General features: G+C 47.2%; 12 protein-coding genes. 5 read left to right on the top strand and 7 right to left on the bottom strand.

Annotated elements, in window-relative coordinates; translation table 11 throughout:
- Genes menH through L3Q72_RS04210 form a run of 3 tightly spaced genes read right to left on the bottom strand, consistent with a single transcriptional unit; the run spans position 1 to position 3822 of the window.
- Positions 1-837, bottom strand: coding sequence for a 2-succinyl-6-hydroxy-2,4-cyclohexadiene-1-carboxylate synthase (gene menH, locus L3Q72_RS04220; protein WP_275131421.1), 837 nt, complete (start codon positions 835-837; stop codon positions 1-3).
- Positions 824-2539 (bottom strand): 2-succinyl-5-enolpyruvyl-6-hydroxy-3-cyclohexene-1-carboxylic-acid synthase, encoded by a 1716-nt coding sequence (gene menD / locus L3Q72_RS04215; protein ID WP_275131420.1) that lies wholly within the window; start codon positions 2537-2539, stop codon positions 824-826. The genes menH and menD overlap by 14 nt, the downstream gene beginning before the upstream one ends.
- Positions 2536-3822 (bottom strand): isochorismate synthase, encoded by a 1287-nt coding sequence (locus tag L3Q72_RS04210; protein WP_275131419.1) that lies wholly within the window; start codon positions 3820-3822, stop codon positions 2536-2538. Before L3Q72_RS04210 ends, menD begins: the two co-directional genes overlap by 4 nt.
- Positions 3823-4047: 225 nt before the next feature.
- On the opposite strand from L3Q72_RS04210, the gene L3Q72_RS04205 reads away from it, so the two are divergent.
- Together L3Q72_RS04205 and yfbR are read left to right on the top strand one after the other, a co-directional pair.
- Positions 4048-5262, top strand: coding sequence for a pyridoxal phosphate-dependent aminotransferase (locus L3Q72_RS04205; protein WP_275131418.1), 1215 nt, complete (start codon positions 4048-4050; stop codon positions 5260-5262).
- Positions 5263-5353: 91 nt separating this feature from the next.
- A complete protein-coding gene (yfbR, locus tag L3Q72_RS04200; protein WP_275131417.1) occupies positions 5354-5956 on the top strand; it encodes a 5'-deoxynucleotidase in 603 nt (200 codons plus the stop codon).
- A gap of 89 nt (positions 5957-6045) precedes the next feature.
- Here yfbR and L3Q72_RS04195 read toward each other — a convergent pair whose 3' ends face one another.
- Both L3Q72_RS04195 and L3Q72_RS04190 read right to left on the bottom strand, forming a co-directional pair.
- Entirely contained in the window at positions 6046-7962 is a 1917-nt protein-coding gene (locus L3Q72_RS04195; RefSeq protein WP_275131416.1) for a methyl-accepting chemotaxis protein, read from the bottom strand.
- 267 nt (positions 7963-8229) lie between these two features.
- Positions 8230-9690 carry an SLC5 family protein gene (locus L3Q72_RS04190; RefSeq protein WP_275131415.1) on the bottom strand — a complete coding sequence of 487 codons (1461 nt, stop codon included), beginning with the start codon at positions 9688-9690 and terminating at the stop codon, positions 8230-8232.
- 471 nt (positions 9691-10161) lie between these two features.
- On the opposite strand from L3Q72_RS04190, the gene L3Q72_RS04185 reads away from it, so the two are divergent.
- Positions 10162-11496 carry an anti-phage deoxyguanosine triphosphatase gene (locus L3Q72_RS04185; protein WP_275131414.1) on the top strand — a complete coding sequence of 445 codons (1335 nt, stop codon included), beginning with the start codon at positions 10162-10164 and terminating at the stop codon, positions 11494-11496.
- Positions 11497-11537: 41 nt separating this feature from the next.
- Positions 11538-12050, top strand: a complete 513-nt coding sequence (locus tag L3Q72_RS04180; RefSeq protein WP_275131413.1) for a hypothetical protein — start codon at positions 11538-11540, stop codon at positions 12048-12050.
- A 23-nt stretch (positions 12051-12073) separates the two neighbouring features.
- Here the strand turns inward: L3Q72_RS04180 and L3Q72_RS04175 are convergent, their stop codons facing one another.
- On the bottom strand, positions 12074-12700 hold the full coding sequence (locus L3Q72_RS04175) for a tRNA-uridine aminocarboxypropyltransferase (RefSeq protein WP_275131412.1): 627 nt from the start codon (positions 12698-12700) through the stop codon (positions 12074-12076).
- A 3-nt stretch (positions 12701-12703) separates the two neighbouring features.
- Between L3Q72_RS04175 and rrtA the strand changes: the two genes are divergently transcribed.
- Positions 12704-13252 carry a rhombosortase gene (gene rrtA, locus L3Q72_RS04170; protein ID WP_275131411.1) on the top strand — a complete coding sequence of 183 codons (549 nt, stop codon included), beginning with the start codon at positions 12704-12706 and terminating at the stop codon, positions 13250-13252.
- On the opposite strand, the gene cobA is transcribed toward rrtA, so the two are convergent.
- Entirely contained in the window at positions 13249-14004 is a 756-nt protein-coding gene (gene cobA, locus L3Q72_RS04165) for a uroporphyrinogen-III C-methyltransferase (protein ID WP_275131410.1), read from the bottom strand. The two genes, rrtA and cobA, sit on opposite strands and share 4 nt — an antisense overlap.
- Positions 14005-14034 lie beyond the last annotated feature (30 nt).

Raw genomic sequence — 14034 nt, 5'->3', positions numbered from 1 at the left:
TTATTCCAATTTAGTACTTTCGTTAGTTTCCGGGGACTGAATGTCACCCAATTTCGTTCGGATCAGTTGTGCAAAGTCTGCCGGACACTCCTTGTGGACGTTATGTCCGGCTCCCTGCACAACCGTGTAGAATAACCCGCTTTTGGCGGCCAATTCTAAAAATTTGTTATCTTTTCTGCCACAGATATACTCAAGGCGAACATCGATATCTTTTACCTTATCCAGCAGGTAAGGTTGCTTTGCCAGAGATGTAGATATCAGCATGTTTGCCACGCCTTTTCCATGATTCGCAGCACGCTTTGTGACAAGTTTTTTCCGGGCAACAGCATCAAGTGAAGAAAACACCGGCTGCTGATACCAGTTTTCCAGTACCTGCTCCATTGGCTCGCTGCTAAACCGCTCCGCCCAGGCTTTATCATTAGCCATTCTTACGGCTTTCTCATCCGGCGTTTTAAGGCCAAAGTTTCCACCTTCAATGAAAGCGTATCTGAGATTTAAGCCGCTAAAGCGTTCAAAGGCCAGTCCATACATGCTTAGTCTGGCACCCAGTGAATAACCGATCAATATAACCGGATAACCCGCAGGTAACTTCTCTCTGCTCAGCAAACCCTTTATTGCCTGTGCAATCTGGTTGCAGATGGTTTCAAAACCATCCGCGCTGCAACCGGTGCTTTTACCGTGTCCGGGCAGATCTATGGTCAGTCTGGGGTAGTCTTCCAGCGCATCCAGTACTTCTTTCCAGTCTTCTCCGCTGCCGAGCAGGCCATGGATAAAGACCAGCAAAGGCTTTTCCTGGTTATCAGACATCAGAGGCGAATAGAATTTATTGTAAAGCATGTACTTTTGCGACCAGTGACTTAATGTCCTTTGTTGCCTGCTCAGGTGGCGTTTTTAACTCCACCAGCAAAGCGCCTTTACCATTTTTTATATGCTCTGCTAGCGCAGATTCCATCTCTTTCACAGAACCTGGGTTGATATAACCAAGTCGGAACTGTTTTGCAGCAAACTCAAAGTCATAGCCGTGAGGCATCTGATACAGGCTCTGCTTCTGCTGCTCTGGTACAGGCAGCAAGTCAAAAATCGCCCCGCCGTCATTGTTGGTGACGATAATCACCACAGGCTCACTACAGGCATCTGTCAGCGCCAGTGAATTCAGATCATAAAGAAGAGAGGTGTCTCCCAGCAATACGACTAACGGCTTATTGCTGGCTTTTTGCACACCCATTGAGGTGGCAATCAGGCCATCTATGCCTGAAGCTCCACGGTTAGTAAATACCTGCTTACCTTGCAGAGCCCCGGTCATATCCAGCAGTCTGACGATCAGGCTGTTGCCGATAAACAGGTTTTCCGTTCCAACAATCTGATTTAGCCTGTGAGCCAGCTGAATTTCTGACAATTCACTGTTCTTAGCCAGAATTTGAGTCATCTGCTGCGGATAACGGACAAGGGCATCTGCCCAGCCTGAATGCAGACTTTCAATCAGAGCGCAACGCTCAGTCTGAGCAGAGAGCCATAAACTCACATCGGTCTGAATCACATTCATTGGCAGATGATTAGGGTTCAGCCGCTTCTGACTGTCTGTGATCAGAGTATAACCGGCACCCTGCACACTCACCTGCTGGCGGATAAATGCATCCAGTCTTTTCGATACCAGGCGGGTACCCACCTGAAGAATATAATCGCACTCTGCCAGTTGATTGCGTGCACTTTCGTTTTGCAGCCAGAGATCAAAATACTTCCAGTCACTGCTGATACCCGATTGCGGATCGCAAAACAGCGGCCAGCCGAGAACGTCCGCCAGCGCTTTCGCTTTTTCAGCTTCTTCCAGGCTAACATTGCCGACAACCAGCGCACCTTTCTTCTGCTCCAGTCCCGGAAGATATTCAGTATTGGGTATGCTCTCATTTAGCCGGGAAATATAGGGGCAAGTTTCTGACTGCCAGTTATCAACCGTGCTCAGATAGTCAGAAAAACCTTGATTGTCCGGCTCTGCATATAAAGGTTCCGGGAAAGCGCAATTGATATGGATACTGCCGCCCAGCTCTTTTTGCCGGTACATACAGTGATCAACGCTGGACAGCAGCCAGTTCAGAGGCAGGCTTTCAGAAGGCGCTGGCAGATTAATGGCATCAGTAACATGAGAGCTGAAAATGCCCTGTTGCTGAATCGCCTGATTGGCGCCACAATCAATCAGCTCAACCGGGCGGTCTGCCGTTAGCAGAACCAGTTTTTCACCGGTCAGACCGGACTCCGCCACCGCTGGCAGAAGGTTAGCCACCGCCGTTCCGGAAGTGACAATCACAGCCACAGGTTCATTACTGGCTTTGGCAATCCCTAAAGCCAGAAAACCTAAACCGCGTTCATCAAAATGAGTATGAATAGTAAGCTTGCTGTTTGCTTCAGCTTCCAGCGTCAGCGGCGTAGACCTTGAGCCGGGAGCAATACAGACATGCTTTACCCCAAAGCGGGAAAGCTCTTCTAATAGGGTTTTGCCCCAGATACGGTTTAACTGAGACTGTTCCTTGCCCCGCCCCTTCATGCGTCAGACTCTTTTTTCGGAAGCAAGCCAAACAGGGTCGACATTTTTTTATCCAGCTCCTGCCACTCATAGTCCGCATCAGATCCGGGAATAATGCCCACTCCGGCATAAAGCTCCATCCGGTTTCCGGCAATATAGGCGCTGCGCAGGGCAACGCTAAACTCAGCTTTCTTATGGCTGATATAACCTAAAGATCCGCTATACCAGCCTCTGGAGAAGGGTTCATGCTGGTGAATATAATCCATCGAAGCTTTTCTTGGCAGGCCGGCAACCGCAGCCGTCGGTTGCAGGGCAGATAACAGCTGAACGCCATTGATACCCTGATTTAGTGACGCTGAAATCTTACGCTTCAGATGCTGAACCGTTCTCAGACGGATTAATTTTGCTTCCTGCTGAATATCAATGCTGTTGGACAGAGGCGTCAGGCGTTCAATGATGTCGTCAACAACATACTGGTTTTCCTGCAGGTTTTTATGATCATGAGTCAGCCAGTTTGCCAGCGCCAGATCCTTCTCTTCGTCGGAACTGCGGGGACTGGTTCCCGCCAGTGCTTCGGTTTCCAGCTCCAGATCATTACGCGAATAAAGGCGCTCAGGTGATGAACCGATAAAGGCACTGTTCTCATCCAGTGCCAGCAGAAAATGGAAACTGCGGTGGTTTTTCGCCCGGCTTGCTTTTAGTAGCTGGGCTGCGGATATCTCAGACTCTAATGTCACATCTGTCTTGCGCGCCAGAACCACTTTTTTAAACTGATTTTCATCAATGCACTTTAGCGCATCACTTAGCATTTCAGTCCATTCAGGAAGCTCTGGTGTATGTGCTATGGACTGAATCTGTGAAGAAACTGGTGGTAGTTCTGGCGATTCAACAACAAGCTGTTCAAGAGCATCGGCTATCTGAGCGCTGTTGTTATCAATATTCACGCATAAAGACCAACGCCTGTCTCTGCGGATAAGTTCGATCTGAGGCAAAAAGAAAAAGGATGGCATACGCTCATCCAGAGCATCGAATGACTTCCCGCCCCAGATACGCTGCTCTCCCTCGATCACAGAATAGGCAGGAGCCGGCTCGGAAAACGTGTGTACCTTGCCTAAAGCGACAACTTCTTCCCTTGTATCTCTGGACTGCCAGTAAAACTTTGGAAACAGTAGCTGACCTTCCAGCCAGTCAACCATTGAAAACTCTGTGCAAGCGTCAAAATGCTGGGAAATTCGACAACGATTTTTGTCTGTGTGTTTTACCTTTTCGATTAATTCCGAAATGGCTTGCTTAAACAGGGACAATTTGACCTCTTTCTTCTTGGATACAGGATTATAATTATAGCCAGACCCGCTACTCTATTGGCTGAAAACCTTCAAATCAAGTTTGTGGCCCGGTTTTGAGTATGCTGACAACTAATATTGCACAAACAATAGGTTGCTTATAACTATTTAATGGTTTTTTATACTCTTAAAAACCGTTATGGTGTATTTTAATAAAAGAAAACAAGATATATCAGGAATCAAACAATGCAAAATATCGAGATGTCATCCAAACTCGATAATGTCTGCTACGACATTCGGGGACCAGTGCTCAAACATGCTAAGCGCATGGAAGAAGAAGGCCATAAAATATTAAAGCTTAATATCGGCAATCCGGCCCCGTTTGGTTTCGACGCCCCTGATGAAATCCTTGTTGACGTGATCCGCAACCTGCCAACATCTCAGGGTTATGCCGACTCCAAAGGCATCTATTCTGCAAGAAAAGCCGTGGTTCAGCACTACCAAAAAAGAGGTATTCGCAGCCTTGACGTGGAAGATGTCTACGTGGGTAACGGTGTTTCTGAACTGATTGTGATGGCGATGCAGGCACTGCTGAACAACGGTGACGAACTGCTGGTTCCTGCGCCGGATTATCCGTTATGGACGGCTGCGGTATCGGTATCCGGCGGTAAACCGGTTCATTACATCTGTGATGAAGAGTCAGACTGGTACCCGGACCTTGATGATATTGAAAAGAAAATCACCAAGAAAACCCGTGGTCTTGTCATCATTAACCCGAATAACCCGACCGGCGCTGTATACAGCCGTGATTTCCTGCAACGAATCATTGAGATTGCGCGTAAGCATAAGCTGATTATTTTCGCCGATGAAATCTACGATAAAGTGCTCTATGATGGTGCGACACACACCTCTATTGCCACTCTGGCTGACGACGTGCTGATGATGACCTTTAACGGTCTGTCAAAGGCATACCGCGTTTGTGGTTTCCGCGCCGGCTGGATGTTCCTGACAGGTCCGAGACACCTTGCTAAGGGCTATGTGGATGGTCTGGATATGCTCTCCTCAATGCGTCTGTGTGCAAACGTACCTATGCAGCATGCCATTCAGACGGCACTGGGCGGCTATCAGAGTATCAACGAACTGATCCTGCCGGGCGGACGCTTGTTGGAGCAGCGCGATAAAGCCTACGAGCTGATTACTCAGATCCCGGGGATCAGTTGTGTTAAGCCAAAAGGCGCCATGTATCTGTTCCCGAAAATCGATACCAAGATGTACAACATCCAGAACGACCAGCAGATGGTTTTAGATTTTCTGATTCAGGAAAAGGTACTTCTGGTTCAGGGCACCGGCTTTAACTGGCCAAAACCGGATCACTTCCGCATCGTGACCCTGCCCCATGTTGAAGATCTGGAAACCGCCATCGGCAGATTTGAGCGCTTCTTATCTACCTATAGCCAGTAGGCGTTATCTTTTTTATGATAGGCGTAAATTATCGTCATTCCCGGAGACGGGAATGACGGCGCATATCTAATTCAAAGATACGGAAGTCCTCATGCCATCATCAGATACCAACAAACAGAGCCATTTCTTCGCCCATCTGGCACGAATGAAGCTAATACAGCGCTGGCCGCTAATGCGCTCAATCTCCAAAGAAAATATCTCAGAGCACAGCCTTCAGGTTGCCTTTGTTGCTCATGCGCTGGCGGTAATCAAAAACAAAAAGTTCGGCGGAAATGTGAACCCGGAACGCGTGGCTCTGCTGGGTATGTATCACGATACCAGCGAGGTATTGACGGGTGACCTTCCAACCCCGGTAAAATACTACAATCCGGATATCGCCAAAGAGTATAAAAAGATTGAAGCTGCGGCTGAGCAGAAACTGGTCGCCATGCTGCCTGAAGAATTTCAGGAGGATTTCGCCCCGTTTTTAATCTCAGATGCGATCCATGAAGAAGATAAGGCTTTTGTAAAACAGGCTGACAGTATCTGTGCGTATCTGAAGTGTCTGGAAGAGTTGTCGGCAGGTAACCACGAATACCTTCAAGCGAAAAAACGTCTTGATAAAACCTTAACAGAACGCGAAACGCCGGAAATGCGCTACTTCCTTAAAACCTTCGCGCCAAGTTTTGAGCTGACTCTGGATGAGATTAGCTAATACCAATCCCAGCAATTATCTGGTATTGGTATAAAGCAAAAAAATAGCGGACTTTTCTGGTCCGCTATCTGTCACATCATCCGCAGCAGTTACTGAAGCTTAAACTGACCGACGATTTCCGTTAACTCTGTATTAGCTCCGGCAAGGTTCGCTGCTTCATTGTTCACATCATCACTCGCCGTCGAGATACGCTCAATCATTTCACTGATCGCTGCCATATTGCGGGTAATCTCTTCTGATACCGAGTTTTGCTGCTCTGCTGCTGTCGCAATCTGTACATTCAGATTGTTAATCTGATCAACAGACTCACTGATGCTATCTAAGTCAGTTACAACCAGATTTGTCTGTGAAGAGGCCTCTTCGCAGCTGGTACGGGTTTCATCCATTGCATCAATCACATTTTGAGAACTGGACGTCAGCCTGTTGATGGTGTTCTGAATTTCGCTGGTGCTGTCCTGAGTCCGGGAGGCCAGAGCACGAACCTCGTCAGCGACCACAGCAAACCCTCTTCCCTGCTCTCCTGCGCGTGCAGCTTCAATAGCGGCATTCAGGGCCAGCAGGTTGGTCTGCTCAGCAATATCACCGATAACCTTAAGCACCTGAGTGATTTCGGTTATCTCGCCACCCATCTGATTGACCTGCTGAGATGCAGCACCAACGCGCTCAACCAACTGAGCAACCGTATCGGTTGCACCAGACACAACCAGCTTAGACTCATTGGCTTTGTTATTTGTCGCGCCGGTAAACTGCACCGCTTCAGCAGTATTGTGCGCCACATCATTTGAGGTTGCGCTCATTTCATCTAATGCTGCCACAACCTGCTCAGTCTCCGCCTTATGCTGGCTAAGCGTTTTATGGTTCGCTTCTGTCAGCCCTTGCAGGCCGGCAATACTGCCGTTTATCTGCGTCGATGCATCAGAGATCTTCAGCATCATTTCCTGCAGGTTAGAAATGAAGGTATTGATATCACCGGAGATCTGGCCTAAGTCATCATTGCTGGTAACAGGAAGGCGGCGGGTCAGGTCACCGTTACCGTGGGACAGATCGTTTACTGTCTGTTTCAGTGCCAGCAGAGGCTTATACATATAGGACAGGGCAATAAAAATAAGCAAGGCTGAAATCGCAACCAGAGCGACAGTTGTAAGCAGCGAAGTCGTTCTGGATTCACTCAGGACACTGTACACTTTCGCCTTATCCAGCGCGACCAGAAGATGCCAGGAAGTCTCTTTGTCCAGCTCCAGACGCTCAAAATAGGCTACCTTGTCCATCCCCAGAAGGCTAAACTCGAACATGCCCACATCCTGAGCCAGCATCGTCTTTTCCAGTGCAACCAGTTCAGGGAAGTCAGACAGGCGCGATTCACCCGGGACATCCACTTCACCCGTTGACGCAATAGTCAAACCGGTATCGTCATAGAGCGCGGCAATTGCACCGTCAAAAACGGTTTTCTGCACCATAGGCACCAGAGCCGTAAGCTCAACATCTGCAAGCAACACCCCTGCCAGAGCGCGGTCTTTGTAGAATGGCGAGGCAACACTTATCATCAGTGTGCCGGTAGACTTACCTGTATAGATATCGGTAATTACCGTTTCACCCTTAGCTTTGGCAGACTTATACCAGCCGCGCACTCTCGGATCGTAATCCGCACCGTATTTACCCTTATTGCTGTTATAGGCAAGTCCGTCTTCATACCCGACAACGATAGCAGATGCTTCAGACATCAGGCTGATATGCTTCAGCATATCCATATTTCCTTCCTGATCACTGCTGTCAAAACCAGAAAATGCCCCGGCAGTACCTGTGATATCCGTCCTTATATTATCTATAAAGCCATGAATTTTATCGGCGTTTGAAGAGACTCTCAGGATAGAGTAAGCATCCACATTCTTAGTCGCTAAAGCTGACATTTGTGAATATGACAGGTAGGAAAGTACGGCCATTGACAGTGCTAACAGCACAATGGAAACAGAGACAATACGTCCCTTAAAGTTCAGTAGTTTATTCAAGCTTAGTTACCTTTTTCTTTTTTATGCGGTATACAACTGACGGACACACGGTACGCAGAAATCAAAATGATGTTGTGAAAAATGAGTATAAAAGGTTCAGAAATTACTGACAAATTCTTTGCTTTATATGTAGTTACAGATTCCAAAGCAAACGTTTAGCTATGCAATCTGTAGCGGATTTTGTGTAGTCTTATTTTCTATATACCCAAACAAAAAAAAGGCCCCGCACTGCGGGGCCAAGGGGCTTTTAATCACTCTACTCAAGGATTAATTTGTTTCTGTTGCCAGTTCTGCATTTGCGTCTTTTTTGAAGCCAACAAACTCAGCAGTGTTCTTGAATACAACCTTGTTTACTGTCAGTGCAAACACAACACAAGCAATCAGTGTTACTGCCATCAGGTGGATGTAGTGCAGACCAAATGGTGCGCTTCCGAATGTGAAGTAACCGTATAGTGCTGTACCAAATACCACTGACATGATTACTGACTCAGCTCTTACGTTGCGGAACAGAAGACCTGTGATAAATGCTGACAGGATTGGCATACTTAGCAGGCCGTTTAGCTGCTGAAGCAGGTTAATCAGGCTGTCTGCTGTTGCGAACGCAGGTACAAGAAGCAGTGCGATTACAACGAAGCTCAGTGATACAAAGTTGTTCAGTTTCTTAACGTTAGGCTCTTTGTTGAAGTAGTTCTGGTGAATATCACACACATACAGAGCTGCTGAAGAGTTAAGTACTGAGTTAAAGCTTGTTAGTACTGCCGCCGCCATTACTGCTGCAAATGCACCTGACAGCCAGCTTGGAAGAAGCTCACCAACGATACGGCCGTATGCTGCATCACCGATATCACCGTACAGTTTGTAAGAAACGATACCCGGGATGATTACGATTGCCGGTACAATCAGGATACGGATACATGCCGCTGCCAGTACACCCTTCTGCGCTTCTTTCACGTTTTCTGCTGCCATTGCACGCTGAGTGATCGTCTGGTTAGTACTCCAGTAGTAAATCTGGATAAACAGCATACCTGTCAGCAGTGTCGGCCATGGAATCGGAGAGTTCTCATCACCAATCAGAGTCAGACGTTCTGCCGGAATACCAGAGAAGTCAAAATCAATGGCGTTCAGAGCAAGGAATACGATAAGCAGTGCCATCAGAAGCAGACCAACACCAGAGAAGGTATCAGATACCGCAACCGCACGCAGACCACCGAAAATAGCGTATGCTGAACCAACAACTGCAAACATAATTGCCAGTGGCATCAGGCCGATTTCAACGTTAAACATGGACTGCATAAACAGCGCACCACCGTAAAGCATTGCCGGCAGGTAGATGAAAATGTTACCTAAAAGGAAAAGAGTACCTACTGTTGCACGGATATGTTTGCTGTTATAGCGACGCTCAAGAAGCTCTGTAGTCGTTGTACAGTTGTATTTGTAGTAGATTGGCACGAATACTTTTGCAAGGATAAGCAGACCAACAAAACCACAGATTTCCCAAAGAGCCAGCAGAGCCATCTGGTTACCGTTCATACCAACCAACTGGTCAGTACTCAGGTTAGTCAGTGTGATAGAACCTGCGATAAATACCCAGGAAAGGCCACCACCTGCAAGGAAGTAATCTTTAGCACTTTCCCCACGCGGGCCGGCTTCTGCACATTTTTTGTAAGTCAGATAACCCACAAGGGCTGTCAGACCGAAGAATACCGCTAACTGAATTGCGACGTCCATTAGATGTTCCTCATAACGATTGTTAACACGTTTAATTTAATTTGATTAATTTTCAAACTGATAACGTTTACATATTTTTCAATGCGTTCAACATACAGCCAGAACCCACGTTTTAATAGAATTGTTACCGCCTGTTTTCGGGAACAAGATTAGATGTTTGCAGGAACATTTTCCGTGATCAAAGCGACATTAGTGAAAACGTTTACCCGGAAAGCACCTCATAAAGTCAATCTCATGACCTTGATCACGCTATTGCAGCTTTACAGGCTAAACAGTCGTCATTCGCTGTGACACAGATCCATTTACCTCTGCTTTTACAGCCTAAATCTTCGATGATAACGTTTACATTCAAGACATCAAGCTCAATCAAAAGCCATAACTATCAAAGAGTTGTCTGAGGCTTGTTTTTTGTCACACTGGACGCACACATAAATTAAGCGCATTATGAGGTGAGTATTAGAGGCAGTATGTATGGAAACTATGAATCTGGAACTCTGGCATCAACGCATTAATAACGAACATAAACTCAGACGCAAAGATCACCGTGATCCTTTCCAAAGAGACAGAGCCCGGATACTTCACTCCGCCGCTTTCCGCCGTTTACAGGCAAAAACACAGATCCACAGTACGGGTGTTAACGATTTCCACCGGACACGCTTAACTCACTCTCTTGAAGCGGCCCAGATAGGCTCAGGTATTCTGGCCCAGCTGCAACATAAGCAGCCTGAGTTGGAAGAAATTTATCCGACAGCCAGTCTGGTTGAGTCTCTCTGTCTTGCCCACGATATTGGTCATCCGCCATTTGGGCATGGTGGTGAGATCGCCCTGAACTACGCCATGAGAGATCACGGCGGGTTTGAAGGCAATGCCCAGACCTTCCGGATCGTGACTCATCTGGAACCTTACACCCAGCATAACGGTATGAACCTGTCACGACGGACTCTTCTGGGCCTGTTAAAGTATCCGGCTCTTATCAGTAAAACGCGCAGCGAAAACACACCAGACCCTGTCACTCATCAGCGTCGGTTAAAAGCAAAAGACTGGGCCCCGGCGAAAGGCATTTACGATGCGGACCAAAAAGAGCTGAACTGGGTTTTCGAACCGCTGCCGGATTCAGAGCAAAAGCTGTTCAGTTCTCTAAGAAATGATGAACAAGATAATCCTCTAAAACACAGAAAAACCCGTTTTAAGTCCCTCGACTGTTCTATTATGGAACTGGCTGACGATATCGCTTACGGCGTTCACGATCTGGAAGATGCCATCGTTCTTGGCCTGATAGACAGAAATCAATGGCAGGAAGCGGCTGCAAGCCAGCTTGCCGAATGTGGTTCTTCATGGTTTGAAGATTACATTGCAGATATCAGCAGCATGCTGTTTTCCGGTGAACATTATCTGAGAAAAGATGCCATAGGGGGCATTGTCAACACTCTGCTGACCAGCGCCTATGTGAAAGAGGTAGAGGCCACGGGTTTTGAAAGCGAACTGCTCAGGTTCAACGCTTATCTGGAACCCGGGCTTGAAAATGCCCTGTCGATATTCAAACGCTTTGTAAACGACTATGTCATTCAGATACCACAGGTACAGATCCTTGAATATAAGGGACAGCAGATTATTATGGATCTGTTTGAAGCGTTAAGTGCAGATCCTGAGCGTTTGTTACCCGAAGCCACAAAGAAAAAATGGCAACTGGCAAACCAGAATCACGACGGCGGAATGCGTGTTATCTGCGACTATATCGCCAATATGACCGACGGTTACGCTCAAAGGCTGCATCAGCAGCTGTTTTCTGCGCATAATCCATATTAGAAATAATACAGAATAAATCGTTTATTGTTAGGAACCACTTCATGTTAAAAGTTTCTGTCTTAATTCTGGCTATTGTAATAGCCGCTATTTTTGGCATTTACTACTATCGGGCAAATCAGCAGAAAAAGGCGTCACGGGCCAGAATGAAAAAGCGGCTTGCGCATGTTGAAAGGATTAAAAGCGGCTTTCTGGCTGATCTTCAGCGCTTGTCTGAACTCGGGGTTCTGTCTGAGCAGGGACAGGAGGCCATTTACCGGTTAGCCAGCTATTTTTTTGTCCTTCAGCCTGCATCCCCCGAGAATGTGGAGCAGTGTGAAGCGATTATGAAGGGGCTGCTTATGGCTATCCGCGATAAAATGCAAGATGCTGAAAATAACAACCCTGTCTTTTTGCGGATTCAGCTCGACGACTTCGCTAAGTCCCTGCCCCGCAAGGCTACCGGCTACAATGCCGGGTTTTACCGCAACGAACTTCCGTTACTTATTCAAAAATTTGTAGATGCGCAGGGAGTGACAGTTAAGGAGATAAATACTCTGCAGGACTATTTTAGGTAAACGGAGGCGCAATCACTGAACAGCTAATTACTGGTATTGGTATTACTGTAATTCCTCTCATAAACCCCTTCAGGCATCTGAGCAATCTGAAAGTCGATCATTTTTTCAAAGGCATGCATCAGCGGCGAGTAATCTGTCTGCTCGTCAAGCGCAGAAAGAGCATAAAACCCCGCCTCCACCGTAGACAGGCTTTCATCCGACGGCGCCTTGCGAATACGGTAGTTGCCTTTAATTCCAGCGGAAATAGTTACAGCAGGAAGCGCCTGAAGGTTAGAAGAGAGCTGATAGATCTTATACGCCTTACGCCATGTGCCATCGATGATAACCAGGCGGATTTTCGGGCTGCTATCTTTAAACTTCAGAGCAAACTGCTCAGCCGGCTCTGCGTTTTCCCCCGGATAAACCAGCAACGGCTGCACACCTTCCTCGTTAAGCAATTGATTTAATTCCCTATGACCGCTAAAGTCTTCACCCACATAACAGTGGTTATGCTTTAAAGACAGGGAAAGGATCTTCGCTGTACCTTTGGCCTGATTAATTTCTGTCGGGTGCTGAAGAATGATAAGCTCAATCCTATTATCAATGGATTCTATCCAGGAACAGATACAGGCTTTTTTGGCTTTTCCGCATTGCTGGCAATATCGAGACATAGAGTGAATCTTTATATTTTCCTAATCATTGTGACTTTTATTTCAGGACTGCTCCAGATCCCAGCTTTGCAGTCGCTGACAATCTGGAACGCTGACCTGATTCAGTCAGGACAATTATGGCGTGTTATATCAGGAAACTTCACTCACACCAACCTCTATCATCTGCTGATGAATATGGCGGCGCTCTGGGTAATGGGGTTTCTGTTTAAACCTTCAGCAAAAAGCCTTCTTTCTTTATTAGTTCTTCTTTCGGCTGTGGTGGGTTGCGCATTGCTGGCAACTGAAATTGACATCTATGCGGGTTTGTCGGGCACTTTGCATGGCCTTTTTGCCTTTTACGCGGCAATTGAAGTAAGCAGAGGGCTAAGATCCAGCTGGTTGCTGATACTGGGTGTTATAGCCAAGGTTGGCTATGAGCAGGTATTCGGAGCACAAGAGAGCACCGCAAAGCTGATTGAAGCCAGTGTTGCAATCGACGCACATCTGGCTGGCTGTATCGCAGGAGTGATAGCTGCAACTGCCGTTATCAGCTATAGAAAACTGGCCCGCTAATACCAGGCCAGGGTTTGATGTAACTGAGTCACTTCACCCACAACAATCAGAGCCGGACTTTGTGCACCTTTTGCCGTCTCAGCCAGTTGTGAAAGCTCGCAGGTCAGAACACGCTGATCCTGCGTGGTTCCCTTTTCGATAATCGCGCAGGGCGTCGCTGCTGGCAGACCGTTTTCCTCAAGCTTGGCTGCAATATAAGGGCTCTGCTTCAGCCCCATATAAAACACCAGAGTGTTATTGGAGTGCGCAAGCGAATCCCAGTGGATCTCACGGCCATCTTTTTGCACATGTCCGGTAATAAACTGAACGCTCTGGGCGTAATCTCTGTGTGTGAGCGGGATTCCGGCATACGCAGTCGCACCTGCGGCTGCTGTAATACCCGGAACCACTTCATACTTAATCCCGTGTTTTGCCAGCTCTTCCAGCTCTTCACCGCCGCGGCCGAAGATAAAGGAATCTCCCCCTTTCAGCCGGACCACACGTTTTCCTTCCTGCGCCTTTTTTACCAGAATCTGATTGATTTGATCCTGAGGAACGCTATGGAAATCAAGTTTTTTACCCACATAGATCATCTCAGCACCCGGGTTCGCCAGTGCCAGAATTTCCGGTGAAACCAGACGGTCGTAAACCACTACGTCTGCCTGTGAAATAACGCGCTGCCCTTTAACTGTCAGCAAATCAGGATCACCAGGACCGGCACCAACCAGAGAGACAAAACCGCAACCAATTTGAGAAGAGAGATTTGTTGTCATAAGTTCACAACCAGAAAAAGAAAGTAAAAA

The sequence above is a fragment of the Vibrio sp. JC009 genome (assembly GCF_029016485.1).
Classification (GTDB): Bacteria; Pseudomonadota; Gammaproteobacteria; order Enterobacterales; family Vibrionaceae; genus Vibrio.
The sequence above is the reverse complement of the archived record's forward strand: the minus strand, read 5'-3'. Positions and strand labels throughout refer to the sequence as shown.